Annotated in this window: 27 protein-coding genes and 1 riboswitch; of the genes, 11 read left to right on the forward strand and 16 right to left on the reverse strand. The window is 32.3% G+C overall.

Annotation, left to right across the window (positions count from 1 at the left end):
- Positions 1-72: 72 nt before the first annotated feature.
- From HMPREF2642_RS01420 to xpt, 9 genes are all read right to left on the reverse strand, one after another.
- The gene (locus HMPREF2642_RS01420; protein WP_030061270.1) at positions 73-1,248 is read right to left on the reverse strand and encodes an MFS transporter; all 1,176 of its coding nucleotides are present in this window, start codon (positions 1,246-1,248) and stop codon (positions 73-75) included.
- Between the two features lie 16 nt (positions 1,249-1,264).
- The gene (locus HMPREF2642_RS01425) at positions 1,265-2,476 is read right to left on the reverse strand and encodes an ATP-grasp domain-containing protein (RefSeq protein ID WP_023349899.1); all 1,212 of its coding nucleotides are present in this window, start codon (positions 2,474-2,476) and stop codon (positions 1,265-1,267) included.
- On the reverse strand, positions 2,473-3,720 hold the full coding sequence (locus HMPREF2642_RS01430; RefSeq protein WP_070597583.1) for an ATP-grasp domain-containing protein: 1,248 nt from the start codon (positions 3,718-3,720) through the stop codon (positions 2,473-2,475). Before HMPREF2642_RS01430 ends, HMPREF2642_RS01425 begins: the two co-directional genes overlap by 4 nt.
- Before the next feature lie 3 nt (positions 3,721-3,723).
- Positions 3,724-5,433: a hypothetical protein gene (locus HMPREF2642_RS01435; RefSeq protein WP_070474361.1), complete on the reverse strand. Its 1,710-nt coding sequence runs from the start codon at positions 5,431-5,433 to the stop codon at positions 3,724-3,726.
- A gap of 5 nt (positions 5,434-5,438) precedes the next feature.
- Complete coding sequence (locus tag HMPREF2642_RS01440; RefSeq protein WP_002434152.1) at positions 5,439-5,678, reverse strand: ferredoxin; 240 nt, start codon at positions 5,676-5,678, stop codon at positions 5,439-5,441.
- A gap of 585 nt (positions 5,679-6,263) precedes the next feature.
- On the reverse strand, positions 6,264-7,805 hold the full coding sequence (gene guaA, locus HMPREF2642_RS01445) for a glutamine-hydrolyzing GMP synthase (RefSeq protein WP_023349905.1): 1,542 nt from the start codon (positions 7,803-7,805) through the stop codon (positions 6,264-6,266).
- Between the two features lie 178 nt (positions 7,806-7,983).
- Positions 7,984-9,450, reverse strand: a complete 1,467-nt coding sequence (gene guaB, locus HMPREF2642_RS01450) for an IMP dehydrogenase (RefSeq protein WP_030061277.1) — start codon at positions 9,448-9,450, stop codon at positions 7,984-7,986.
- A gap of 38 nt (positions 9,451-9,488) precedes the next feature.
- Positions 9,489-10,757, reverse strand: a complete 1,269-nt coding sequence (pbuX, locus tag HMPREF2642_RS01455; protein WP_030061278.1) for a xanthine permease PbuX — start codon at positions 10,755-10,757, stop codon at positions 9,489-9,491.
- Positions 10,757-11,335, reverse strand: a complete 579-nt coding sequence (xpt, locus tag HMPREF2642_RS01460; RefSeq protein ID WP_002434618.1) for a xanthine phosphoribosyltransferase — start codon at positions 11,333-11,335, stop codon at positions 10,757-10,759. Before xpt ends, pbuX begins: the two co-directional genes overlap by 1 nt.
- Before the next feature lie 288 nt (positions 11,336-11,623).
- Positions 11,624-11,726, reverse strand: a riboswitch (purine riboswitch).
- Between the two features lie 216 nt (positions 11,727-11,942).
- Here xpt and HMPREF2642_RS01465 point away from each other — a divergent pair.
- From HMPREF2642_RS01465 to HMPREF2642_RS01480, 4 genes are all read left to right on the forward strand, one after another.
- Positions 11,943-12,350 (forward strand): YflT domain-containing protein, encoded by a 408-nt coding sequence (locus HMPREF2642_RS01465; RefSeq protein WP_002434071.1) that lies wholly within the window; start codon positions 11,943-11,945, stop codon positions 12,348-12,350.
- A gap of 160 nt (positions 12,351-12,510) precedes the next feature.
- The gene (locus tag HMPREF2642_RS01470) at positions 12,511-13,179 is read left to right on the forward strand and encodes a hypothetical protein (protein WP_023349907.1); all 669 of its coding nucleotides are present in this window, start codon (positions 12,511-12,513) and stop codon (positions 13,177-13,179) included.
- 116 nt (positions 13,180-13,295) lie between these two features.
- On the forward strand, positions 13,296-14,150 hold the full coding sequence (locus HMPREF2642_RS01475) for a hypothetical protein (protein ID WP_030061279.1): 855 nt from the start codon (positions 13,296-13,298) through the stop codon (positions 14,148-14,150).
- Positions 14,151-14,411: 261 nt separating this feature from the next.
- On the forward strand, positions 14,412-15,800 hold the full coding sequence (locus HMPREF2642_RS01480) for an L-cystine transporter (protein WP_030061280.1): 1,389 nt from the start codon (positions 14,412-14,414) through the stop codon (positions 15,798-15,800).
- 58 nt (positions 15,801-15,858) lie between these two features.
- Here the strand turns inward: HMPREF2642_RS01480 and HMPREF2642_RS01485 are convergent, their stop codons facing one another.
- The gene (locus HMPREF2642_RS01485) at positions 15,859-16,614 is read right to left on the reverse strand and encodes an NADPH-dependent oxidoreductase (protein ID WP_070597585.1); all 756 of its coding nucleotides are present in this window, start codon (positions 16,612-16,614) and stop codon (positions 15,859-15,861) included.
- A 159-nt stretch (positions 16,615-16,773) separates the two neighbouring features.
- Between HMPREF2642_RS01485 and HMPREF2642_RS01490 the strand changes: the two genes are divergently transcribed.
- The 5 genes from HMPREF2642_RS01490 to HMPREF2642_RS01510 all read left to right on the forward strand — a co-directional run bounded on the left by HMPREF2642_RS01490 (position 16,774) and on the right by HMPREF2642_RS01510 (position 21,591).
- Entirely contained in the window at positions 16,774-17,553 is a 780-nt protein-coding gene (locus HMPREF2642_RS01490; RefSeq protein ID WP_049427022.1) for a 2-keto-4-pentenoate hydratase, read from the forward strand.
- Positions 17,554-17,999: 446 nt separating this feature from the next.
- A complete protein-coding gene (gene ahpC, locus HMPREF2642_RS01495) occupies positions 18,000-18,569 on the forward strand; it encodes an alkyl hydroperoxide reductase subunit C (protein WP_030061284.1) in 570 nt (189 codons plus the stop codon).
- 14 nt (positions 18,570-18,583) lie between these two features.
- Complete coding sequence (gene ahpF, locus HMPREF2642_RS01500; protein WP_030061286.1) at positions 18,584-20,107, forward strand: alkyl hydroperoxide reductase subunit F; 1,524 nt, start codon at positions 18,584-18,586, stop codon at positions 20,105-20,107.
- Between the two features lie 321 nt (positions 20,108-20,428).
- The gene (locus HMPREF2642_RS01505; RefSeq protein WP_070597587.1) at positions 20,429-21,055 is read left to right on the forward strand and encodes an NDxxF motif lipoprotein; all 627 of its coding nucleotides are present in this window, start codon (positions 20,429-20,431) and stop codon (positions 21,053-21,055) included.
- A gap of 158 nt (positions 21,056-21,213) precedes the next feature.
- A complete protein-coding gene (locus tag HMPREF2642_RS01510; RefSeq protein ID WP_023349914.1) occupies positions 21,214-21,591 on the forward strand; it encodes a hypothetical protein in 378 nt (125 codons plus the stop codon).
- Between the two features lie 107 nt (positions 21,592-21,698).
- Here the strand turns inward: HMPREF2642_RS01510 and HMPREF2642_RS01515 are convergent, their stop codons facing one another.
- From HMPREF2642_RS01515 to HMPREF2642_RS01530, 4 genes are all read right to left on the reverse strand, one after another.
- The gene (locus HMPREF2642_RS01515) at positions 21,699-22,277 is read right to left on the reverse strand and encodes a histidine phosphatase family protein (RefSeq protein WP_030061291.1); all 579 of its coding nucleotides are present in this window, start codon (positions 22,275-22,277) and stop codon (positions 21,699-21,701) included.
- A 27-nt stretch (positions 22,278-22,304) separates the two neighbouring features.
- The gene (locus HMPREF2642_RS01520) at positions 22,305-22,937 is read right to left on the reverse strand and encodes a LysE family translocator (RefSeq protein ID WP_002434620.1); all 633 of its coding nucleotides are present in this window, start codon (positions 22,935-22,937) and stop codon (positions 22,305-22,307) included.
- Between the two features lie 340 nt (positions 22,938-23,277).
- Complete coding sequence (locus HMPREF2642_RS01525; RefSeq protein ID WP_002434588.1) at positions 23,278-24,132, reverse strand: patatin-like phospholipase family protein; 855 nt, start codon at positions 24,130-24,132, stop codon at positions 23,278-23,280.
- Between the two features lie 162 nt (positions 24,133-24,294).
- Positions 24,295-24,549, reverse strand: a complete 255-nt coding sequence (locus HMPREF2642_RS01530) for a GlsB/YeaQ/YmgE family stress response membrane protein (protein ID WP_002434433.1) — start codon at positions 24,547-24,549, stop codon at positions 24,295-24,297.
- Between the two features lie 301 nt (positions 24,550-24,850).
- Here HMPREF2642_RS01530 and HMPREF2642_RS01535 point away from each other — a divergent pair, with 301 nt between their 5' ends.
- The gene (locus HMPREF2642_RS01535) at positions 24,851-25,111 is read left to right on the forward strand and encodes a hypothetical protein (protein ID WP_002434577.1); all 261 of its coding nucleotides are present in this window, start codon (positions 24,851-24,853) and stop codon (positions 25,109-25,111) included.
- 3 nt (positions 25,112-25,114) lie between these two features.
- On the opposite strand, the gene HMPREF2642_RS01540 is transcribed toward HMPREF2642_RS01535, so the two are convergent.
- The gene (locus HMPREF2642_RS01540) at positions 25,115-25,855 is read right to left on the reverse strand and encodes an amidohydrolase family protein (protein WP_070597589.1); all 741 of its coding nucleotides are present in this window, start codon (positions 25,853-25,855) and stop codon (positions 25,115-25,117) included.
- Positions 25,856-26,011: 156 nt separating this feature from the next.
- Between HMPREF2642_RS01540 and HMPREF2642_RS01545 the strand changes: the two genes are divergently transcribed.
- On the forward strand, positions 26,012-26,269 hold the full coding sequence (locus HMPREF2642_RS01545; RefSeq protein ID WP_030061297.1) for a helix-turn-helix domain-containing protein: 258 nt from the start codon (positions 26,012-26,014) through the stop codon (positions 26,267-26,269).
- A gap of 70 nt (positions 26,270-26,339) precedes the next feature.
- Here the strand turns inward: HMPREF2642_RS01545 and HMPREF2642_RS01550 are convergent, their stop codons facing one another.
- On the reverse strand, positions 26,340-26,693 hold the full coding sequence (locus HMPREF2642_RS01550; RefSeq protein ID WP_023349918.1) for a magnetosome magnetite crystal formation protein family: 354 nt from the start codon (positions 26,691-26,693) through the stop codon (positions 26,340-26,342).
- Positions 26,694-26,766 lie beyond the last annotated feature (73 nt).

Consider the following 26,766-nt stretch of genomic DNA (forward strand, 5'->3'; position numbering starts at 1 on the left):
ATCACAATATATAACATTTAAATCTATATTTATACACTTATGAATTTAAATATACAATTCCAATCTTGATGATTATGCAATTTTATTACTTTTATAGAAAAATAATATACTGAAAGAGGTTATAATTGATAACAATCCGAATATTATCCAACTTTGCTGAATAATGTCTAAACACACACCACCTATGATTGGCGCTAACAAAGCTCCCAGGTTTTGCAACCCAGCTAACGAATAATATGTCCCTTTAAAATTATCATTAGATAATGCATCAATACGTATATCCATCATTGTAAAAACCAACATTTCGCCTAAAGTAAACACGACCATTGATATACATTTTAAGATAACATCATCAATTATCCCTAGAGCAAATAAACTCACAGGTAATAAGAAGGCCCCCGTAATCATTGCTGTTTTAATGGATGCGCGTTTGCTAAAAACATAAACGAAGAATTGACATGTGATAACAGTAATTCCATTTACTGAAAGTAACAACGCAAATAACTTTGAGGCATTAAGATTTTTATAATATATAGCAAAATATTGGGGTAATATGCTAGTCATAACGGTATAACCAAACACAAACAGGATCAATCCAATGATTAAATATGAATATGCTCTATCATCACGAAATGTAGTATACATACGACTAATATCAACTTTCAAAGTATTATTTTTATTTTGTAAATCTATTTTAAGTACGTAAAATGCATATATAAACGCATTGAAATTGATACAATAAGCCATAAAAATGATGTAACAAATAATATGTACACCTAAGAATTGTAATTGTACTGACACCAATGGAGCTAATGTAGCTGAAATGTTAACAAGATAATAGCGTATATTAAATACAAATTCCTTATTCATTTTATCAGTGGATAATGCCAAAATTGTTTTATATGTCGGCGAAAGAAGACTACTTCCAATACTATTAACTAAAGCAAATATAACGAAAAATAGACATTTACTGATTAGAGGGAAACATAGGAAACTCATTGCCGATAGAAATAAACCAACAAAAATAATGACTTTTTTATCGATTTTGTCTATAAAAGGCGCCGCTATAAAACTCATAAATAGAGATGTAATCGCAAATGTCGAAACTACCAAACCTATTTCCAAACCACTTAAATGATAATTTTGAGCTAAATAAATAGATAAAAAAGGTATAATCAGAAAATAGCTAAATCTTTCAAGAAATGTAGCTAAAAATAATATATATATGATTTCAGGTAAATTTTTCAATAAAAACTCCTTTATTCTATTGATGATGTTCCCATATAACATTTTTTTCATACCATTCATTGACAATATTAATTCTAGAAATAAGTTCATTTTCACTGTTGCCTTCTATTACAACAGATATGATATGATCAACACTTAATTGCGCATCGTTATATGTTTTATTTTTTTTAGCAAAAATTTTAGTCGCTACTACCCAGTCAAAATCTAAATTTTTCTTAATTCCTTTATAGACGCCACGTTGAGGTGGAATCAAAACAAAACCAGAGTATCGTTCAACTGGTTCTTGTGGAATTGAAATAGTATGTTCCTCAAACATTTGCAAATATAAACTTTCTTTATTTAAGTGTATATACGTCGAATTTTGAATCACTTTTCCTATTTCTGCGCCTCCAGTTCTACTGCCTATTTCACAAAAATAAACTTCGCCACTGTTAGTTACGAAAAATTCAGCATGAAATGAGCCGTTTGGAAAGCTAGGTAATATATCTATGACTTTTTCAGCTTGTGCTTTTAAAATTTTATTGATCGAATTTTTTTCTTCAATCATAAAACTCGATAAAGGTTGATTTTCTTGAAATTCTAAACAGCCTTTATAGTATTTAGAAACATAAGAAACGATGACTTCATGATTTTGAATTAATCCATCAACATGATACATTTCTCCATTGATAAATTCTTCGATTTCATAATTATTTATATTTAGATTTTTTTCAAAAAAGGCGTCTATGTCTTGTTGATTCTTAATAATATATACATCCATGGATCCTGAACCATAGATTGGTTTTAAAACCACAGGATAGCTCGTTTGTTGAATAAACTTTTCAACTTGTGTTTTAGAAATTACTTTTTCAAATTTAGGAATATTTACAGATGAATCATATAGTAATTGTTTCATCAATATTTTATTTCTATATGATTCCGCACTCATCAATAACTGACCGGGACAATGTAGTATCTCTCTTAACCGCGCACTCCGTACAACGTCAAATTCCGATATGGATAATACATTTGTGATATTGTACTTTTTGCTTAGCTGTATCGCTTTAGTTTCAACCTCCACGTTATCCATGTAATTTTCAAATGCTTCAATTAATAAAAAATGCTGTGAATTGAATGTATGTTCTTTTTCTACTGGACAAAAAAGAATAATATTTTCTTTAGCATTAGGAAACCATAAATCGTAAGGCGTTTTGTTTCCATCGGTACTAGACAATATAATTACAGTCATTGTATCTCAACCTTTATAAACGATTCGATTTCATCGATAGTATTTTCAATATCTTCAGTGCTTTCTCCTTCTAAAATAATATTTGCAATGAAGCAACTAGAGAAATGTTGTGGTGGCATAATGACTTCATCGCCTTCTTCTTTCAAAGGTATGACGGCAATGACTCCGGGAATTTCCATAATAAAATCTAGACCTGCAATTTTTTTGAACAGTCCACTTTGATGTGCACGTATACTATAAAAGCATAATTTTTTATTACCATTTTCATAATCTGGCCAGCTATCTTTAACATTATTTCCAATAGCAACATCAATGATTTTTTCGATAAATGAGTGACCCGAAGAGAGTCTAATAAGATGCGACGTTATGAAGCCACCAGCTGGTCTCGCTGCAATCTCTATCACTTTAAAACCAGATTCCGTCAACCGACCTTCTAAATGAAATGCACAGTGATCAATTTTTAAACTTTGAATCGCTAATTTCGTTTTCTTTTTAATTTCATCTTTCACCTTTTCAGGCTTATCAGAAGGGAAAAATGCAATATATTCTAAAGAAAATTTAGGTGTTACCCTTTTATCAGTAATTCCAGCAATAAATACTTCTTTATTTTGCACAACACCTTCGACAGAGAACTCTTCTCCTTCAATGTATTCTTCATAAATATATAGATTAGGGTAGTAACTATAAACCTTATCTTTATTTGGGGAGGTAGAATCCAATAATAAATTAAAAGTATCTTCCAAATGTGCTTTACTTTCAATTTTAAAAATACCTTTGCTACCAGAGGCACCAACTGGTTTTAATATACCTGGCATTCCAATATTAGCTACTGCCTCTTTTAAATCATTCAAGCTTTTAACCTCTTGAAAATTTGGGCAAAGCCCCTTAACACTCGACATAGCTTGTCTCATAAAATATTTATTTCTCACATTTTGTACTATTTCTGGATTAATACCAGGCAAACCCAATTCTTTGTTTAAAAATGACACAAGCTCTACATCTTTATCTGACCAAGTAAAAACACCACTAATTTTTATATTTTTGTTGTATTCAATAACTGTATTAATCGTTTTTTGAATATCATAAGAATCTATAATAATTAATTCATCTACTAATTTTCCGATTAACTTAGGATTTTTATCTGCCATTAAGGCAACACGATACCCTAAATTTTTAGCTTCTATAATAGGTTGAACTCTTTCTACCTTATGGCTTCTTATATTTATAAACAATAAGGTTTCCATATCCTAACCACCCACTTTATCTTTAGTATATTTATTTTGGTACCATTCTCTACTATAAATATTGATATTTATTTCTTTCTTGGTTTTTTTACATATATCAAACCAAGATTGAAATAATGACTTCAATATTTCTTTATAATATATAGCGATGACTAGGTCATTCTTACTGTAATCACTTCCGCTTTGCTTCATTAATCTTAGATCAAAAAATGCGTTATATATTGTTGCCCCATTTTCAATAAATCCCGGACAACGTATGGCATGTTTAACTTTAGCGAACACATGTCCTTTATGATGCTGATCACTCCACATAGTTATGTCAGCCATAACAGGTGGAAAATAAAAATGACGAGTGATCCTTGTTTGATTATTCAAAAAATTTCCCGGGGTATAATGCCAACTGTTATATTCCATTCTTTTACTTATAGCGGTAAGTATTCCTGCTAATATTTTAGAATTATCTTGAAATGCATCTTTCATGAGTGAACTTGGGATAACACAACAAAAATATTGATTTTGTCCCCAGTTAAAAATTTCTTCTAACTTATCTTTTTGATGGGCTTCATAAAATTTGAGTGGCGCTCTAAAACCTCTAGCCATACCTATATCGGATGAAGTTCGGTCAATTGCTTTATTGATAATCATATCCATAATTTTTTCAATCATTTGATATGGTTCTTTATCAATATTTTTCTCTATAATTTGGCAAAAATAATGATAATAATCTTTTTTGAATTTAATTGAGGTAAATTTTTCTAAATCAGTTTTTAAGCTACCGTCATTTAGTTTAGCTAGTTCGCTTTTATCGATATATCTTTCCTCTTTATGTAAATTCAGACCATTGATATACCTGTAGATTAAATAGCTATTTTCAATTTCTTTTCTCAACGAATATATACGTGCCGCTTGTTTTTCTAGGCTAAGACTACTATTCGTCTCTCTTTTCAAAATATGACTATATTCTTTGATTTTTTCATTAAAATAATCTTTTAAAAATGACAGCGAGAAATGTATACCATTTACTTCCTCTCCACGTGAGGGAGGTCCAGATTTAAGTAATAGATACATATTAAAAACAAAAATTTTTTCTGCTTTATCCCATTTTTCAGCACTTTTATAGGGCAAATCATTTAATAAAAAGTCCTCTGTATCTCCATCGAATTCTTTTATCAAATTATTATAATTATAAAATGTACTAAAAGTTTTATCTTTAACATAAAGCAATATGGGTGCCATGTGATAGATATTAAACTTAATAAATTTTATTATTTCGTTAATCTCATCTTTGCTTTTACCTTTGAAAAAGTTCTTTACTTCTTTATTGTATATTTCTTCTATCTCTAACGCTTTTCTTATCTTTTCATTTATGATTTTTATCACTTGTTCATTTACAACGAAGTAACCTAATACAAGTGCATAATCATCAAAAAAGTTATCCGCACCCAAGAGTATTCTTCCATATTCAGTTATACCGAAATAAATTCTATTTTCATCAACATTTTCTAACTCAGAAGTAAAAACGATTCTAGAATTATGTTCGGTTAAACATTGATAAATAGCATTTTGTTCTATATTGAGACTTTTCACTCCAACAGATTCAGCTATTTTCCCATCTAACGTAAAAAGCGTACGAATAATTGTAGATGGATTCTTTAAACGCTTAACTTTATTTTGAACTTCTAACAATAACTTGCCAAAACCATTTTTATTCATATTCATCACTCACCCTTTTCATTAAAAGGATGTTGCGATATTTTAATTGATTCTGTTGGACATCCCTCAAGTGCATTTTTCAAATGTTCAATTTCATTAGATGGCACCGATTCACATCCGCGGTTATTATCTAAGCACGCATATGCAATATCTTCTACATCATATTTAAATAAATTAGGAGCAGCTACTCCACAGGCAGCACATGAAATACAATTTTCTCTATCTACATAAGTATAATAGTTCATATAGAATCCCCCTTATATTCAATTCTCAATGTGCAAGTGGAAATATTGATATATTAATCATGATTTTCTAAAAGAATGATAGCTAGAAATACATTGCTTATACAAAAGATAATTTCTCTAAAATCATATTATTTTAATTTTATATAAATCCCCTTTTCCCACAATCCCAAAATAATTTTAACTTTTCGAGTGCAATTTTGCAATAAAGATGAAAATATAAATTAATAAAATAATAGAAGATAGCTTCATTAAACAAAAATATAGAAAGAAATACATATACTTTAAATATTTATGCAACAAAGTTTTTATTTTTTTATATTTCATAATACAAAGCAAATAAATAGTGGTAATAAACTTCAGAGTGGGTTTAAGTTAAATTGTTAAAACGGTAGGCTAATAGTTATAACTTAATAAATCATCATTTCTTTCCTTCTGTTTATTAAAGTGAATAACACACCAAAAAACCTTTAACCACAATGGCTAAAGGTTTAGAAATGCGTAATCATAACGTATTCAATATAAAAATAAATAGGCTAGAGACCCTATTGTTATGATGTCTCTAACCTACTTAGTATGATTATTTCATTATTCCCATTCAATTGTACTTGGGGGCTTAGAAGTAATGTCATAGACGACGCGGTTTACGTGGTCAACTTCATTTACAATACGACTTGAGATCTTTTGTAAAACTTCCCAATCAATACGAGCAAAGTCACTTGTCATTCCATCAATGGATGTCACTGCACGAATACCTACAGTGTGATCGTACGTACGATAGTCACCCATCACACCTACCGATTGAATGCCAGGTAAAACTGTGAAATATTGCCAGATATCTCTTTCAAGACCTTCTTCTCGCACAACTTCACGTAAAATTGCATCAGATTCGCGTACAATTTCTAATTTATCTTCAGTAATTTCTCCAAGTACACGAATACCTAAACCGGGACCTGGGAATGGCTGTCTCCAAACTAAGTGCTCTGGAATGCCTAATTCAATACCTAAAGCACGTACTTCGTCTTTAAATAACGTGTTAATCGGTTCGATAAGCTCAAATTCCATATCTTCAGGTAACCCACCTACGTTATGGTGAGATTTGATTGTTTGAGCCGTTTTAGTACCAGACTCAATCACATCAGTATAAAGCGTACCTTGAGCTAAGAAATCTACATCCGTTAATTTAGCCGCTTCATCGTCGAAAACATAAACAAACTCATTACCTATAATTTTACGTTTTTGTTCTGGATCAGACACGCCTTTTAACTTGTCCATAAAACGGTCTTGCGCATTAACACGAATAATATTCATATCAAAGCCTTCACCGAATTGCTCCATGACCATATCGCCTTCACCTTTTCGAAGTAAACCATGGTCAACAAATATACAAGTTAATTGATCGCCGATTGCTTTATGTAACAACACTGCTACCACTGATGAATCTACGCCACCACTCATAGCACATAAAACTTTACGGTCGCCAACTTGTTCACGAATCTTCTCTATTTCAATTTCAATGAAATTCTCCATTGTCCACTCGCCTGTACAATTACAAACGCGACGTACGAAGTTTCTTAATAAGTCATTACCATATTCAGTATGACGTACTTCTGGATGGAACTGAACGCCATAAATACGACGTGATTTATCTTCAATCGCAGCATAGTTTGTACTAGGACTATCTGCAATCACTTCAAACCCTTCAGGAATCTCAATGACTTTATCAGAGTGGCTCATCCATACAGTTTGTTCTGAAGGTAGTCCAAAGAATAACTCATCAGATTTAGCATTGATAATAGCCTTTCCATATTCACGCTCGTTTGCACGCTCTACCTTACCACCTAGAAGTTTTGTCGTTAATTGCATTCCGTAGCAAATACCTAATACAGGGATACCTAAATTATATATTTCAGGATCAATTGTAAATGAACCTTCTTCATATACAGAATTAGGACCACCCGAAAGTATAATTCCTTTAGGATTCATTCGTTTGATTTCTTCAATTGAAATCTCATGATCATGTAATTCACTGTAGACGCCCATTTCACGAATACGTCGTGTAATTAATTGATTGTATTGGCTACCAAAGTCTAAGACAAGAATTAATTCTTGCTCTTTCGCCATCTCCATAATTGCGAATCTCCTTTATTATTGTGATTTTTATGTATAAAACTTAGAGAAACGCTCCTCCCAGTGCTATACTTCGCTATCATTTTTCATCCGATTATCCGAAAAAGAATTTCAAGCTAACATATAACATAGTCATGAAGAGCGATCTCTAAAATAATGAATGTATTTCAATTCCTAATTAGAAAGAATAATTTGGTGATTCTTTAGTAATTTGAACGTTATGAGGGTGACTTTCCGCTAAACCAGCAGGTCCCATGCGAGTAAATTGGGCTTCTTCACGTAGAGCTTTAAGGTCTTTCGAACCAGTATAACCCATACCTGCTCTTACACCGCCCATAAGTTGATAAACAGTGTCTTGTAAAGGACCTTTGTATGCTGTACGTCCTTCAATACCTTCTGGAACAAATTTTCTAGGAGCTTTATCTTCTTGGAAGTAACGGTCGTTTGAACCTTTTTCCATAGCACCTAATGAGCCCATACCACGATAAACTTTATATTGTCTTCCTTGGAATACTTCAGTAGCACCTGGGCTTTCTTCAGTACCAGCTAATAAGCTACCTAACATAACGGCATGTCCACCTGCTGCTAATGCTTTGATAATATCTCCTGAGAATTTAATACCACCATCGGCAATAATAGCTTTGCCATGTTTACGTGCTTCAGTCGCGCAATCATATACAGCAGTAATTTGAGGAACACCAACACCTGCTACAACACGTGTCGTACAAATAGAACCAGGTCCAATACCTACTTTAACAACGTCAGCGCCTGCTTCAAATAACGCACGTGTAGCTTCAGCAGTGGCAACGTTACCAGCTACAACAGTTACCTCAGGATACGTGTCTTTAATGTGTTTAACTTGATCGATAACACCTTTAGAGTGACCGTGCGCTGTATCAATGATTAATGCATCGACACCCGCTTCAACAAGTTTTTGAGCGCGGATTTCAGTATCTTTAGACGTACCGATAGCAGCTGCTGCTAATAATCTACCGTATTCATCCTTAGCAGCATGTGGGAATTCAAGTACTTTTTCAATATCTTTAATTGTAATTAAACCTTTCAATTTACCATTTTCTACTAAAGGTAGCTTTTCAATTTTGTGTTCTTGTAAAATTGCTTCTGCTTCATCTAAAGTTGTACCTACTGGAGCTGTGATTAAACCTTCTTTCGTCATCACATCTGAAATTTTAATTGAGAAATCTTCAATAAAACGTAGATCACGGTTAGTAATGATGCCTACTAAATTTCTGTCAGAGTCGTTATCAACAATTGGAACACCTGAAATGCGATATTTACCCATTAAAGCTTCTGCTTCGTAAACACTTTCATCAGGAGTTAGGAAGAAAGGATTAGAGATGACACCATTTTCAGAACGTTTTACTTTTTGTACTTCATCAGCTTGTTCTTCAATGCCCATATTTTTATGAATAACACCTAATCCACCTTGGCGTGCCATTGCAATTGCCATTTTTGATTCTGTTACTGTATCCATACCTGCAGAAATTACTGGAATGTTTAATTTAATTTTATCTGATAATTCAACGCTTAAATCTACGTCACTTGGTAAAACATTTGACTCAGCTGGAATGAGTAATACATCGTCGAATGTTAAAGATTCTTTAGCAAACTTATTTTCCCACATTTAAAAACCGCCTCCATTTTTATTTATAATTAGTTACATTATTTCACATTTTCATCACTTTGTTTATAGTTTATACCATTAAAAAAGAAATTTAAGATAATTGCCGAAATAGCACCCAATACAATTCCATTTTGAGTTAACCAAGCGAATTGATCTCCTAAGCTTTTGAACGCTTGGGGAACGGCACTAATACCTGTTCCTAAACCAACAGATACAGCAATGATTAATAGATTGTTTTGATTATTAAAGTTAATATTTCCTAAAATACTTACCCCATACGCCATTACCATTCCAAACATGGCAATCATAGCTCCCCCTAATACAGGGAGTGGGATAATATTCGCTAATGCACCTAACTTAGGAATACAACCACAAATGAGTAGTAAAATAACCATCCCATAAATAACGTTGTTCTTTTTCGCACCTGATAGTGACACAAGACCAACATTTTGTGAATAAGCAGTATATGGGAATGAATTAAATACAGATCCTAAGATGATGGCTAGACCTTCCGCAGTGTAACCCTTACGAAAATCTTTTCTCTCAAGTTTTTTACCAGTTATCTCACTAAGTGCGTGATAGACACCTGTGGATTCAATTAAACTTACGATTGCTACAATAAAGAAGACAAGTGTCGAACTTAGATCAAAGCCAAAACCTGAGAATCTAAATGGTAAAGGTAAGCCTACCCAGTGTGCATCTCCCACTTGTTTAATATCTACAAGGCCAAACACTGCTGCCAAGGCTGTACCTAGAACTAGACCTATTAAAATAGCTATCGATTTTAGGAAACCTTTAGTAAATCTTTGTAATACCAAGATGATAATTAAAGTCACGCCACCTAAAATTAGATTTTTAGGATCCCCATAATTTTTAGCACCTTCTCCACCTGCTAGATAATTCATTGCGACAGGCATAAGATTAATTCCAATTATTGTAACTACACTTCCTGTTACTACAGGTGGAAAGAATTTAACTAAATAGGAAAAGAATGGTGCAATAATAACAACTAAAATTCCTGATACAAATAATGAACCATAAAGTACTCCTAAACCTTTTGTCTGCCCAATTAAAATCATCGGAGCGACTGCTGTAAATGTACAGCCTAAAACAATAGGTAATCCTGTACCTGTTATTTTATTAGCTTGTAAAAATGTTGCTACACCACACATGAAAATATCAACTGTTACTAAATAAGCAATCTGTTCAGAGGAGAACTTCAAACTCGTACCGACTATAATAGGTACTAAGATTGCTCCAGCGTACATAGCTAAGAGATGTTGAAGACTTAAAATGAAATTTTTCATTATTGCTCACCTAAGAGCGTCACTTTATTACCTTTTAAAGAAGCTACTTTACATAGCGACGTTACATTTAGACCTTCGTTCTCAAGTCGTTGACGTCCGTCTTGGAAACTTTTTTCAACCACAATACCAATACCTACAGTTGTTGCTTTAGCTTGTTGCACGATATCATTAAGACCTAATGATGCGTCTCCATTTGCAAGGAAGTCATCAATAATAAGAACTTTGTCGCCCTCTCCAAGAAATTCTTCAGAGACAATAACTGTGCTTGTCTTGTTTTTAGTAAATGAATGAATCTCTGTGCTATAAAATCCATCTTTCAAAGTACTAGGTTTAGCTTTTTTTGCGAATAGACAAGGAACATCAAAATGGAATGCCGCCATAATAGCAGGGGCTATACCGGACGCTTCAATAGTTAAAATCTTTGTTATTCCTGCGTCTTTATACGCGTCATAAAATGTCTGACCTACTTCATTCATTAGCGTTGCATCAATTTGGTGGTTTAGAAATCCATCCACCTTTAAAATCTTCTCATCGATGACTACACCGTCTTCTTTGACTTTACGTCCTAACGACTCCACTCAAAAAACCTCCTCAAATAATTAATAATTTGAATAAATTAGATATAAAAAAATCCTCAAACTAAAATTTAATAGTTTCAGGATCTACGAGTGAACATGCAATACTTTGCATTAAAGCAAAAATAAGAAGAAGTTACGCAAAATTAGTCCTAAAAACGTTTATTAAAATTTGATAAAGCTTAATTACAATTGCGCTAAAGGTATTTATGTACAAATACTCACTTCATAGCTATAAGACATATCAAAAACGTTTTACTTTGTGTTGTTTTACGATCTAAACTGCTCTTAATGTATTGTATTGTTACTCATAGTCATGTCGTTTGAGGCGACACGGTAGAAACTTCTAAAGCCATATTCTCTAGATTATATGAGTCATATAAATTATTTAATGATAATAGCAAACTTTTTGTGTATTTTCAATATGGTTAGAGGTAAGTTAATGATTGCAATATCAACAATTAATTGTGAAATCGCTTTAATTTTCAACTATTAATTCATATTGGAAAAACCTAAATCAAAATTATATAATTATATATGTAAAAGTTTTATATAAAAGGACAAGGGTATAACTTTGTAAAGCAAGTTTTAAGATGAAGGGGCGATAACCATGGCAGAAATTACTGTAGTAAATGACAAAAGTGAATTATATAATGTCATTAACCAAAAGAAATCTGAAGGCTATTTAGAAACTGAATTAGCAGTTATTAGTAAAAGTAAATTACACTTAGATGACCTACACAATTCTCAAATCTCTATGATTGCCACAAGTGGTTCATTTAGTGATCGCATGTCTCGTTTATTAACTGGCGAAGATGGTGAAGAGGCTGTTCTTTCTCGTTACAATTTAACTGAAGATGAATTAGAATCACATAAAAACGACATTTTAAATGACAAATTATTACTTGTAGCAAATCGTGATCGTTCTTCTCACGATGAAGTTGAAGAGAATAATTCAGCTTATGAAGAGATAGATATTACGCATTATGCTGCTGAATCAAAAGGTCCTAAATCATAAGTTCTTATAATTAGAACGTTTCAATTTACGTCACCACAATGTTTACGTTAAAAATCGTAGACCTTGTGGTGCTTTTTTATAAATAAATCACTCACAGGCAGTGAATAGAGCTTATAATTATCCTATAATAGAATAAATAAAATTTGATGGGGGCAGTGTTATGGAGTTTAAAACGATTCAAACCGCTAAAGATCCTTTATTTGAAAAAGCACTCCAATTATATGATGCAAAATTAGATATAAGTTTAAGTGAAGATAGTTCTATATTTAAACGTTCACTTGAAAATAACAAAACTGAAAATGACTATGCATTCGTTGTAGGTATAGAACATGACCAAGTGGTTAGCCTTGCTACAGCTCACTATGAAGCGACAACCAATGCCGCGTTTCTAATCTATTTAATCGCCCAAGATGGACCTAATCATGACGAGCTCATTACTTTAACGTTAGAGGAAGTCGAAAAACAACTTAATCTTTTATCCAACGAAGTTCATGATAGAGACATTAATTTTATTATGCTCGAAGTTCCAAAAGAACCAAAGACTGTTGATGATAAAACTGATAAAATTCTTGAACATCGAAGACAATTTCTTTATGAACATGAATTTGAAAAGCAAGAAGAAATTGACTACATTCATCCAAATTACGCCTTGAATGAAGAATCTAAAAAAGTTGACTTATTTATTAAAGCCAATATCGAACTCACGAAAGACATATACGGTACGAGTGTTAAATCAAATTACATTCTTAAATATGTCTTCGCTAATGGAATTTCACGCGATATTATTTATCCCCTTTTAGAAGAAATGAATTTAAGAACCCCTCTATAGAACAACTTGAAATCACAAGCGAGAAAGAGTAAACTATCATATGAGGTAAGACTGACGTTTCACTGACCGAAGACAAACGTCACTATACATAAACCAAATATGAAGGGACTTTTTCAATGTTAACCAAAGAATTTGCACAACGTGTCGAACTAAGTGAAAAACAAGTCCGTAAAATCGTACAACACTTAGAAGAACGTGGATATCAACTTAGTAAAACTGAATATCGTGGACGTGAAGCTACAGATTTTAAAGAAGAAGATATTGAATTATTTAGAGATATCGCTGATAAAGTAAAGCAAACTAATAGCTATGATTTAGCATTTGATGAACTTGAAAAAGAAAAAGATTTCTTACAAGTAATTGTAAAAGATGAAGATAGCCAATTACCTACTGACCAAAATGTTGCGCAGTTAGTTGAAGATTTACGTAGCGAAATTCAAAAAATGCGCGAAGAACGCCAAATGCTTGGCCAAATGATCAATCAAGTTCATCAACAACAGCAAGAACTTAAAGATTTACAAACTGAAATCACAAACAAAATTGATGCGAACACTGAATCTTTAAAAACTATTCAAACTTCACAAGAAGCTATTCAATCTTCTCAAGAGAAACAAGCAAAAGAAATCAAGAAGGCGAATACGCAATCTAGTGAAACTGTATCCTCACCATCATTAAGTGAGAATAAGGAGAAAGTTATTTCTGAAAGTACATCATCTACTAAAAGTGAAAGCGCAAGCACATCTGACTCTCTCTCTACATCTCAATCAGAAAGCAGTAATTCATTAAACGGAAGTGCATCAAATTCTCAATCACCAAGTACCACTGTAAGTACTTCAGAACAACCAGAGTCAACTCATAGTGAATCTACTATTAACTCTAACTCAACAACATCGTCTCATTCACCTAACGAAATGAACACTCAACCTAGAGAAGAGAAAAAAGGATTCTTTGCGCGTTTATTTAATTTATAAATGAGCATACAACTTCTAAACACTTATCTGAGTATGTGTTAAATACACATATTTAGGTAAGTGTTTTTTAAATCACCGTGTTTCATCGCAACTACCCACACCCTACTCTACACATTCTCTTTTATTTAATTATTCAGAAAATTATTTCTATATTATTTTCATAAAAAATGAATTCAACTACCTTGAATTCTATAATCGCGAGTAATACCCTTATTATATATGTCGGAATACTATATTTTAGAACAAAGGAGTATATACATTATGGAAGCATTCTTCACTATTATTAACGTAGTAGTGTTAATTATTTTCATTATTATGTTAAACATAATGGCTAGAAAACATGTTTCATTTCCTAAACGTGTATTTACCGCTTTAGGTATAGGGATTGTATTAGGAATAGCTTTACATCTTATATTCGGAGCAGAATCGAAGGTATTAAAACAATCCACAGATTGGTTTAGTATCGTGGGCGATGGCTATGTTGCCTTACTTCAAATGATTGTAATGCCACTGATCTTCGTTTCAATTGTGGTAGCTTTCAGTAAAATCCAGATTGGAGATAAATTTGCTAAAATTGGGACATTCATTTTTATGTTTTTAATTGGCACTGTAGCCATTGCAGCTATTGTCGGCATCATTTACGCTTTAATCTTTGGACTTGATGCTTCTTCAATCGACTTAGGTAGTGCAGAACATTCTCGCGGTACTGAAATTAGTAAGCAAGCTAAAGATTTAACTGCAAACACGTTACCTCAACAAGTTCTTGAATTACTGCCAAGTAATCCATTCTTGGACTTTACAGGTCAACGTACGACATCAACTATCGCAGTTGTCATTTTTGCAACTTTCGTCGGTTTTGCATATTTACGTGTTGCACGCAAAGAACCAGAGTATGGAAATCTGTTAAAACGTGGCATTGAAGCTGTATACTCAATCGTTATGGCCATTGTAACTTTCGTTTTAAGATTAACGCCATACGGTATACTAGCAATTATGGCTTCTACATTAGCAACCAGTGACTTTGCGGCAATCTGGACTTTAGGAAAATTCTTACTCGCATCTTATGCTGCTTTAATCACAATGTATCTCATACATTTAATCATTTTAGGAGTATTAGGTGTTAATCCAGTTAGATATGTTAAGAAAACTTTAGAAGTGCTAATCTTTGCTTTTACTTCTCGCTCAAGCGCGGGTTCTCTGCCATTAAATATCCAAACCCAAACACAACGTCTAGGTGTACCTGAAGGTATCGCAAACTTCTCAGCTACATTTGGTTTATCAATAGGACAAAACGGTTGCGCGGGAATTTACCCTGCTATGCTAGCAATCATGGTTGCGCCTGTGGCACATGTACACATTGATTTTCAATTTGTCATTACGCTAATAGCTGTTGTTATCATTAGTTCATTTGGTGTTGCAGGTGTTGGTGGCGGCGCTACATTCGCTTCCATCTTAGTACTATCTACGTTAAACTTACCTGTGGCACTTGCAGGTGTACTCATTTCTATTGAACCGCTCATAGACATGGGGCGTACTGCATTGAACGTGAATGATTCAATCTTAGCTGGTACAGGTACTGCACGCTTAACAAAAAATTGGGATAAACAAACATTTGAATCTAATAATTATGGGGAATTATCTTCAAACTGATTTGAACAATAAGTAAGACGCACTCACAACTAAGTGGGTGCGTCTTTTTTTATTTGCATTAATGTTTTATAAATCCAGCTTTATTAAGTTGGTCTAGCATATCTAGCCTAGTTTTTCTTCCTAAGAAAGATTCAATTTGTTCGGTCCAAGTTTCAGTTCTTTCGCCATTTGTACGTTCTTTATAATAATCACTAACCACTTGGTCATATTCATCTAATTCACGACGTTGTTTATCATTACTTGCATCGTAACTATTTTTATGGAAAATGTGTTCAAATGGTAAACGTGGTTTAGGCTCACCATCTTCATCCTCAGCGGGTTCTCCTACAGCCATACCAAATAGAGGGAAAGTATAGTCAGGTAAGTCTAAAATTTCACGAACACGACCTACATCATTACGTAGGGAACCTAAATAAACGATACCGTAACCCATATCTTCAGCTGCTACAGCCATATTCTCAGATACAAGAGCCACATCAATCGTGCCTACTAATAAGCCTTCAGCTGAACCGTATGAGACTTCCATATCTGAATCCACTTTTTCATTTACTAAACTATGACGGTAATAATCTAGAACGAAGACGAATAAATAACCATTATCTAACACATAAGGTTGCCCTGAAACTTCTTTTAAATTTTCTTTAATTTCGGGATCATCAACACCTATAATTGAGTAAGTCTGAAGATAACTAGAAGTTGATGCGCCTTGTCCAGCCTCAACTAATTTCTTCACAGTATCATCACTAAGAGGACTATCTTTGAACTTTCTTACTGAATGATGCTTACGCATTAAGTCGTATACATAATCTGACACACTAATCACTCCTAATAAATTTATACACATATGATAAATCCTAATTTGTCTTTAAATATTCTATACCCTGAACAAAGGACTTTTAAATTTATTTGCACACAGCTTATTTAAAAGTTATCATAATAGTATTAATTTTCAGATATTTTAAGGAGAGATATCATGACTCAAGCTATTAAAAATATTTCAAATGCCCTTTTCAATTCTTTTAAAAATAAAAAACCTATTGATTTTGTAAGCGAAAATTACAATATCACTGAGGAAGAAGCTTATTTAACTCAAGATGATTTAATTGAACAGCTAAAATTTAAAGATCGTACACATGTTGCTGGATACAAAGTGAGTATGACGAGCGCTACAACACAAGCAATTGCTCATACTAATGAGCCTGCTTATGGCACTATTTTATCAGATAAAATAGTAAATAATGGTGACGCTGTCTCACTTTCTTCATTATTTTCCCCATTATTAGAACCAGAAATTATGTTTATTGCAAAAGAAGACTTACCTTATGATGCAGATTTACAAACAATTATTCTTAATACTGAAATCGCTGCCGGCATTGAGATACCTGACGCAAGATATAAAGATTGGTTCCCGAATTTCACTCTTGGTGATTTAATTTGCGATGATACTGCAACAGGATTGATTGTTGTAGGAAATAAAGTAGATCCTTTAGATATAGACGCATTTGCGCATGTACAATTGAATTTATATAAAGATGAAGAATTAATTGCTACAGGTGACTCATCTGAAGTATTAGGTAACCCTCTCAATGCTGTACTTTGGCTTATTAAAAAGTTACATTCCCACGGTAAACAAATAAAAAAGGGACAAGTCATTTCTTCAGGAACATTCATCTCTCCGCTTAAATTAGAGTATGGTACGTATCGTGCAGAATATAGTGGAATAGGTACCGTAGAGTTTAAGGTTTCTAAATAAAACTAAACCAAATAGAGTTAAATTCAAAATAGTAACAATTATTTTGAATTTAGCTCTATTTTATTTATATAAACTGTCATAAAAGAAAATTGAGGGTACAGATGTTATCATTAATGTATAGATGTAATAAAATTACACTCCATTATCAATGAAACATGTTTAGTTGAGAATGATATGTGTTATTTATGGTATAAGAAGTGGTTGGAAAAGAATATTACATTCGATAAATTAAGCTTCTTATCACTTTATAGTTCGCATTGTTCATCTCTAACATGACGCTATATAAAGGCTATTGTTATTCATTTTCTCAATTAAAAAGTTTCTAAAGTTGACTATTTAGATTGTAGATGTGATAATACTTATCAAGAGATTAGAATTATTATAAACAAACAATTATTGTTAACTAATTCTAATTTATACTTAAAAATTTCAGGAGGTATTTACCTATGTCTTTAATTAACAAAGAAATCTTACCTTTCACAGCGCAAGCTTATGATCCAAAAAATGATGAATTTAAAGAAGTTTCTCAAGAAGATTTTAAAGGTTCTTGGAGTGTAGTATGCTTCTATCCTGCTGACTTCTCTTTCGTATGTCCTACAGAATTAGAAGATTTACAAAACCAATATGATAAATTACAAGAATTAGGTGTCAACGTATTCTCAGTATCAACTGATACTCACTTTGTACACAAAGCTTGGCATGATCATTCAGATGCAATCAGCAAAATCCAATATCAAATGATTGGTGACCCATCTCAAACAATCACTCGTAACTTCGATGTATTAGATGAAGAAGTTGGTTTAGCTCAACGTGGTACATTCATCATCGATCCTGATGGTGTAGTTCAAGCAGCTGAAATCAACGCTGACGGCATCGGTCGTGACGCTAGTACATTAGTTAACAAAATTAAAGCAGCTCAATATGTACGTCAACATCCAGGCGAAGTTTGCCCAGCTAAATGGGAAGAAGGTTCTGAATCATTACAACCTGGTTTAGACTTAGTAGGTAAAATCTAAGGAGGCATTAAAAAATGCTTAATGCTGATTTAAAGCAACAATTAAAACAATTATTAGAGCTAATGGAAGGCGACGTTGAGTTCATCGCTAGCCTTGGCTCAGATGATAAATCTAAAGAACTTAAAGATTTACTAGATGAAATTGCTGATATGTCAGCACGCATCACTGTAACTGAAAAAGATTTAAAACGTACACCAAGTTTCTCTGTAAATCGCCCAGGTGAAGAAACAGGTGTTACATTTGCAGGTATTCCATTAGGTCATGAGTTTAACTCACTTGTATTAGCGATATTACAAGTAAGTGGCCGTGCTCCTAAAGAAAAACAATCTGTGATTGACCAAATTAAAGGTCTTGAAGGGCCATTTCATTTCGAAACTTTCGTTAGTTTAACTTGTCAAAAATGCCCTGACGTTGTTCAAGCATTGAATTTGATGAGTGTTATTAATCCTAACATTACGCATACTATGATTGATGGTGCAGTTTTCCGTGAGGAGTCTGAAGACATCATGGCTGTACCAGCTGTCTTCTTAGATGGTCAAGAGTTCGGTAATGGCCGTATGACTATTCAAGATATTTTAACTAAATTGGGAAGCACTCAAGATGCTTCTGAATTTAATGATAAAGACCCTTATGATGTTCTAATCGTAGGTGGTGGTCCTGCAAGCGGTAGTGCTGCTATCTATACTGCACGTAAAGGACTACGTACAGGTATTGTTGCTGACCGTATTGGTGGTCAAGTTAATGATACTGCTGGAATTGAAAACTTTATTACTGTTAAAGAAACAACAGGTTCTGAGTTTTCTTCTAACCTTGAAGATCATATCTCACAATATGACATTGATACGATGACAGGTATCCGTGCTACTAATATCGAGAAAACTGATTCAGCAATTAAAGTTACTTTAGAAAATGATGCTGTACTAGAAAGTAAAACTGTGATTATTTCTACAGGTGCAAGTTGGCGAAAACTTAATATTCCTGGTGAAGATCGCCTTATTAATAAAGGTGTAGCATTCTGCCCTCACTGTGACGGCCCTCTATTTGAAAATAAAGATGTCGCAGTTATCGGTGGCGGTAACTCTGGCGTTGAAGCAGCTATCGATTTAGCAGGAATTGTTAAGCATGTTACTGTATTTGAATATTCATCTGAATTAAAAGCAGATAATGTCTTACAAGATCGTTTACGTTCTTTATCAAATGTTGATATTAAAACGAACGCTAGAACTACTGAAGTTCTTGGTGAAGACCATGTTACCGGTATTAGTTATGAAGATTTAAATAGCGGTGAAACTCAAGTAGTAAATCTTGATGGTATTTTCGTTCAAATCGGTTTAGTTCCTAACACTGCATGGCTACAAGATGCTATTGAACTAAACGGACGTGGCGAAGTAGTCATCGATCGTGATAACGCGACAAACGTTCCTGGTGTATTCGCAGCAGGTGACGTGACAGATCAGAAGAATAAACAAATTATAATTTCAATGGGTGCTGGCGCTAACGCTGCGTTAAATGCATTCGACTATATTATCAGAAACTAAATGATAATTATTTACCTATCATAATATCTTCACACTAAAAGAGCCTTAATTGTTAAGGCTCTTTTGCTTCAGACTGTTGGCAAAGTATCAGACTTTGTCGGCAGTTTTTTTATATTCAATTAATATTGTAACGATGTAGTTTTATATCATTGGATCAGAATAGTGAAAATGATTTTATACACGACACAAAATAGTCATACATCACTATGAATTGTAGTTCTTAAACATTCAAATATTTTTTCATAAATGATACTCTATAATGTGTGTAATAACTAAAAATAATACTTAATTATAGAGATGTTAAAGGAGTTCCATCATATTATGAAAAAAAGAGTAATTTTAAGTTTACTAATTGTGCTCGCCTTGGTACTTTCAGCTTGTTCAAATCAAAGCGAGGATGATAATGACCAAAATAGTCATAGTAGTACTCATGCACCTAAAAAAGCTAAAAATATGAAAGAAAAAGACATTTTCTCCTCTAATAAAAAGGGACAAAAAATAAGTGAGTCTGAAATGAAAAATGCTCTTAAAACATATTTACAAGCTAATAGCGATATTCTTGATAATAAATACGTAATGCAACATAAGTTAGATAAACAAAGTGATAGTAGCCCTAAAATCACTAAATCTCAGGCAAACAAATTAAGCGAATTATCTAATTTAGCTGTTAAAAATGATTTACGTTTCAAAAAATTTGTTAAAAACAATCACATTCCACAAGAATATAAAGATCCAACACAACGTATTATCAACTATTTCAACGCTTTAAATAGTACAATTGCAAATGTTGATGAAGATATTGAAGAATTAAATTACCAACCTCAAAATTCAATCAATGTCGTTGACGTACCTACTAAATATGCAGGTGACGTCAATAAAAAACAACAAGATAAAATCACTAAATTCCTCGATAAAAAAGGAATTAACACTGAAGTATTTAATAAGTAATCAATTAAAAATACCTCTATTTGATGAGATTTAACATCAAATAGAGGTATTGCTTTTTAACCTTTGACAGCGCTAACAATTTACTTCACACTAATAGTGTCTAATGTATTTATTGTATAGAAACTAAAAATTTTACAAATTTTATTAGGAGTGACTCGATGAAACTACGTGTAAGTTTTATAATTCTAGCGATACTAGGATCAATTGGCGCGATTTTAACACTTGCTAAGTATCCGAGCGGCCCAAATACTATTAATTATGACGAGCCTTGGCAAATATTCACTGCTATCGTTACTCTATTAGTGAGTGCTTTACCAGCTTTAATATTAGGATTCTTCAATAATTTAGTATGTAGAATCGTATCGGCAATAATACAAATTTTTGCATTAATGCTTTGGTTCATCTTAGCCGTAGTCACTTTTTTAACAGGGTATATACAACCTGGTTTAATGAGTGGTTTAACAGTCGTTTTGATACTAGTAAGTACTATTATCACACTTTCTGTGGGCTACAAAAAGACACAGTCTTATGCATAATTATAAACTTTAAATATTGATTATTAAGACACCCATCAGTCTTATTTCCTAAAAAAATAGTGAATGGATATAAGAGGATTTAGCCTACTCATATCCACTCACTATTTTTATTTATGAACTAAATATGGATAACAGTTCTTAATCTCGGCATCTAAAGCATCTTCTTTATTGAGTTCACCTAAATAAACTAATATACATCTTATAACTACTTGATGAGCAATTATAACTATATTTTCATCGTCATGATTTAACTCCTCATTAAAGAAGTGCTCAATACGTTCATAAACATCTTGATAGCTTTCACCCTCAGGTGCTTTTTGACTAAAGCTATGTCGAAAGTCTTTAAACTCTGGGTCATTGAAGTATCTTTCGTATTCTACATCTTCACTAACCTCTTGTTTATTTTTCCCTTCAAATACACCTAATGAACGTTCTCTCAACGATTTAGTGAACGTTGTAGGTATATTATACGGAAAGATACCCTCATATGTTTGTTGTGTTCTCAACAAATCAGAGACATAAACATGTTCAATCTTCTTATTAGTAAAATAAGTGACTAAATCTTGCGCACTTTGCATACCTTTTTCAGTTAAAGGAACGTCTAATTGGCCACAAAAATATGGTTTACCATGTTTATTATCATAATTGGACTGAGATTCACCATGTCTTACAAGATAGATATTCATTTTATAATACTCCTTAAAATTATATGATTAACTACTTTTACTTAGTAGTAAATTAATTGATAAACCAATTAATACGATTCCAACTACATAGTCAAAAACCACTTTGAACTTAGGTTTACTAAATAATAGTTTAATATATTGGAAAATAAACACACAGAATAAAAACCATAAACATGTAACAAGTACTACTGATAAAGATAAAACAGCTACTTCTGATTTTACTTGAATACCTCCATTTGAGAGAAATTGAGGTAAAATACTCACGTAAAATAATAATGCTTTAGGATTTAAACTTGTACTAAGAAAACCTTGTCGATAAGATGTTAAATAGCTTACATTTCTTACATCTGCCAACGCTTCCTTACTAAAATTCATTGTACTATGGGCGCTTCTAATACTTTGAATTCCTAAATAAATAAGATAACAAGCACCTAATATTTTAATAATTAAAAAGACGTAATATAAACTAGTCAATATGTATATAATGCCGAAAATTGCTAAAGAAGAATAAAGAATATGTCCTGTAGTAATTCCTAATGCTGCTACTATCCCATTCATTTTACTAGAATTAATTGTATTTTTCATCACAATTAAAAAATCAGGACCTGGCACAATGATAATCAGTAACGTAATAATAATGAATGAAAATAGTCCTTCCATACGCGTCCCCTCCTTGATGTCGTTTTATACATTAACAATTATTACATACAAAAAATCATAATGTAAGACCTCCCTAAGACATCCCTGAAGTTCTATAATTGTGAAATTTTAGAAAAAACTCCATTTTCAATATCTTATCTCAAATTGCTATTTTGCGAATTTGATTTATAGTTTTAAAAGAATTTAAAAAATTATTATTGTCAGATAAATGTGAATCATGATACTATTAGAGTGTAGTTAGTAGTAACTACAAAGTCTTTTATATTCATGAACATAATACTCCTGGATGGCGTAACCCAGCGCCATCCTCTTTTTTTGTCTAAAATCTAATAAATCATTATTATAAATTTTTTAGAAACTCTTTCACTTTATTTGAATCTGCAAGTCCTTGTTCTCTGGATGCTGCTGCAATTACTTTTCTAATACTTGGGTCAACTGGATTATTACCCATTTCATTAAACTTAGCTACTACACTAGCATTCGGTATTAATGACAATACTTGTTTGCCTTCTTGTATTAATTGATCAACTTGCTGCTTTAAACTTATAGGCGTATCTACTTGGACATTAGGTGAAAGAATAATTACTTTCTCAGTCTCAGTAGCTAAATCTGCATTTTCCATTGAATAGGATCCGCCATCTGAATATTGTTTACCGTCAATCGTAGTAGGAGGCCATACTCCTGGAAGTGAAGAACTTGCACTTAAAGCTTGATGGATATTTATATTATCTTCTTGCTTCCAAGTCTTTCTACGTACAGTTTCAATATCAGTACCAGTAATTATTAAGTTATCTCCCCATTGGATATCACCTATACGTTCTTTTATTCTTTTAATATGTTCATCTTCTGTTACAGCTACTTGGTATGTTTTCGCAAATTCACACAATTTCTCAACCCAGTCATCTCCATTAGTAGCTTCTTTAGTTATACGTTCATATTCATCGAATACTTCTCCCATATTAGGGTTAGGATTAACTTCATTAATTTCTTCATCAATTTGTTCATTCCAAATCTCTTCCCAAGTTTTATTTGATGCGATTACGGCACCAACTTGTGAACCCGCTGAAGTTCCAATAATTTGTTCAGAAAGTCTTAGCTCAATTCCATGATCAGCTAATCCTTTTAGTAAACCAATTTCCCAGGCAATACCATATTGGCCACCGCCACCTAATACTAAAGTGATTTGTTCAGACATTTGAGCAACCTCCTTATTTAATCTTATAGTATATTTTACCCTGGGACACGTCCTATCATTCGAACAATTGTTAATGATGTTAGGTATGCAAGATATATAAATTTAAGCAATAAAAAAGATGACCCCTTAATGAGGTCATCTCATGTAACTTATCTTTATTGTTTATTTCTTTTTGAATAAACGTAAAACTAATGAAATTAAAAAGATTAAAATAATTGAACCAAGTAACGCTGGGAAGATGTGAATTTTACCTAATTGTGGACCCCAATGTCCAAGAATTGCAGTACCTACCCATGAACCTACGATACCTGCGATAATATTACCTAAGATTCCGCCTGGGATATCTTTACCCATAATTAAGCCGGCAATCCAACCAATGATACCACCGACAATGATCATACCTATTAATCCAAACATAATGATTGTCTCCTTTACTTAATAATTATTTATCCAATAGTAATTGATACCCTTCGACAGATTTATTAAACAAATTTACGAAAAAAATTTATTTTAATTTAAAAAAGAAACATTTATTATCTACTTTCAATAGAAAAAAACACTTACTTTTAAAGTATTTATGCATCGTAAAAATACTAAGTATATTTTAATAGTAACATTGTAAAATTGCCTTCATGACAACAATAATTTGTATGTTAAAATATTTGAGTAATATTTGCTTAGCGCTCATAAAACTCTTATTTTAGGAGGTTTACGTCATTTGAATAGTAAATTGAACATACTCAAATTTTTAAATAAATTTTTCCAAATTATAGGTTTCTTATCAGTCATTACAATTTTATTAATCATTACATTTAATTTTTTCATTTATGGCCATCTGGAAGGTAATTTTGAAATAGGATTTAACATTAAAAGTAAACAAATCTATATTATGACTACGTTAATTATCTTAATTATAGTTTGTACTATTGCTTCTCTAATCATTAGAAAAATTGAATATAAAAAAGAAAAAAATCAATGATTACTACTTTGTAATCCTATAAAAATGCATCGCATTTTTGTAAAAGATCTTTTCTTGTTCTTCTTTAGAGAAGTTTTTCTCAATCAGTTCAATGTCTGACTTCTCAAATGGACGTTTTGCTCGAGTAGATGGTAAGTCTGTGCCAAACATAATCGCGTTAGAATTAATTTCCATCAGTGCTTTAAGAGTTTGTAAAGGATCAACCTCTATTCGACCGAAACCTGTCGCTTTTACATAAACCCCATTACGAACTAAATCTTCAAAGCCTTCTTTAGTAAGCCCCAGATGGTCTATTGAAACTTGAGGCAATTCTAAAATAATATCTTTAATTTCACCCAATTTTTTTGATTCAATATAAAGCTCAGTATGCCATCCCACTAAATCATAGACACGCTGTGCAAATGATTTAAGATGTCTTAAATCTTCCGAACCTCCTCTTTTTACATTAAACCTTACTCCTCGTACTCCTAATTCGTTTAATTTTATGATTTTTTCATCAGACGTTTCTACAGGTAGTTGAGTTGTACCTACAAAGTGTCCTTTTAAACTTTTAAGTGCATGTATTAAATAATCTTGATTGAATCCTTGGAATGAGCCAGAGACAATTACACCATCATCGATCCCTAGATCTTTTTGCCATATTTCATAATCTTCTTCTTTAAATTCTGGAGGCATATAACCTTTATTTTCTTTTACAGGATAATCAAAATTAATAATATGAAAATGTGCATCAAAAATTTTCATTCTAGCACCCCCTAATTTTTTATTTTATTAATTTATTACCACAAAAATTAAATATAACGACACATTTAGATTTAATATCACATTGAAAGCTCATTTTTATAATTATAGAATAAAAATACACCAAGATGATATCAGCAAGAATTGGAGTTGTTTCATATGAATTTACATATTCTATATAATTTAAGAACTAAACGCCATTTAGAAATTGAGGAATTAGCCCAACAGTTAAATGAGAAATACGGAACGCACTACGAAGCTCATCAAATTTGGGAGTGGGAAAATCACTACCACGAACCTAAATTTAAAGATGCATTGCATTTAGCTGATTTCTTCAACACTCCATATCAAATGTTTCTTGAAAGTAAAGTTACAGAGTATCAAAAGCATTTAGATGATGTGGATATTAGAATGTAGCACGCGATACAAAAAGAAAAGCTAAGATAGTACGTTTCAGTATAATAAACGTATTACCTTAGCTTTTTTATCATTTCTTTCCTTGATTTAATATTTTAACCCCAGTAACAATGCTTATAATCAAACAGATTAAAGCTAAAATACCAAAGATAATTCCAACAATTAAACTAATAATGAAAACCGCATCAGGATGCGCATGAGCACCATTATGTGCGTATTTAGCATTATTAAAAGCACTTTTCATTATCCAAACAAATATAGTCCATGAAATATGATTAATTAATGAGTTTTTACCATATTTTGACATTGGTTTATCAGCGAATATCCATACGCAAAATGGAAATAGCAACGGCGCGAATAAGATACTAAAATAACTTAAAGCCGCAAGTAATTTTTGATTTTTAGTCATTTCAATATTGTTCATTTCAATCACCTCTACAAAACTTATTAAAACACAAACAATTGCCTTTAATAACCTTCATAGCGATATCTTTCAG

This window comes from Staphylococcus sp. HMSC055A09, from assembly GCF_001809655.1.
Classification (GTDB): Bacteria; Bacillota; Bacilli; order Staphylococcales; family Staphylococcaceae; genus Staphylococcus; species Staphylococcus capitis.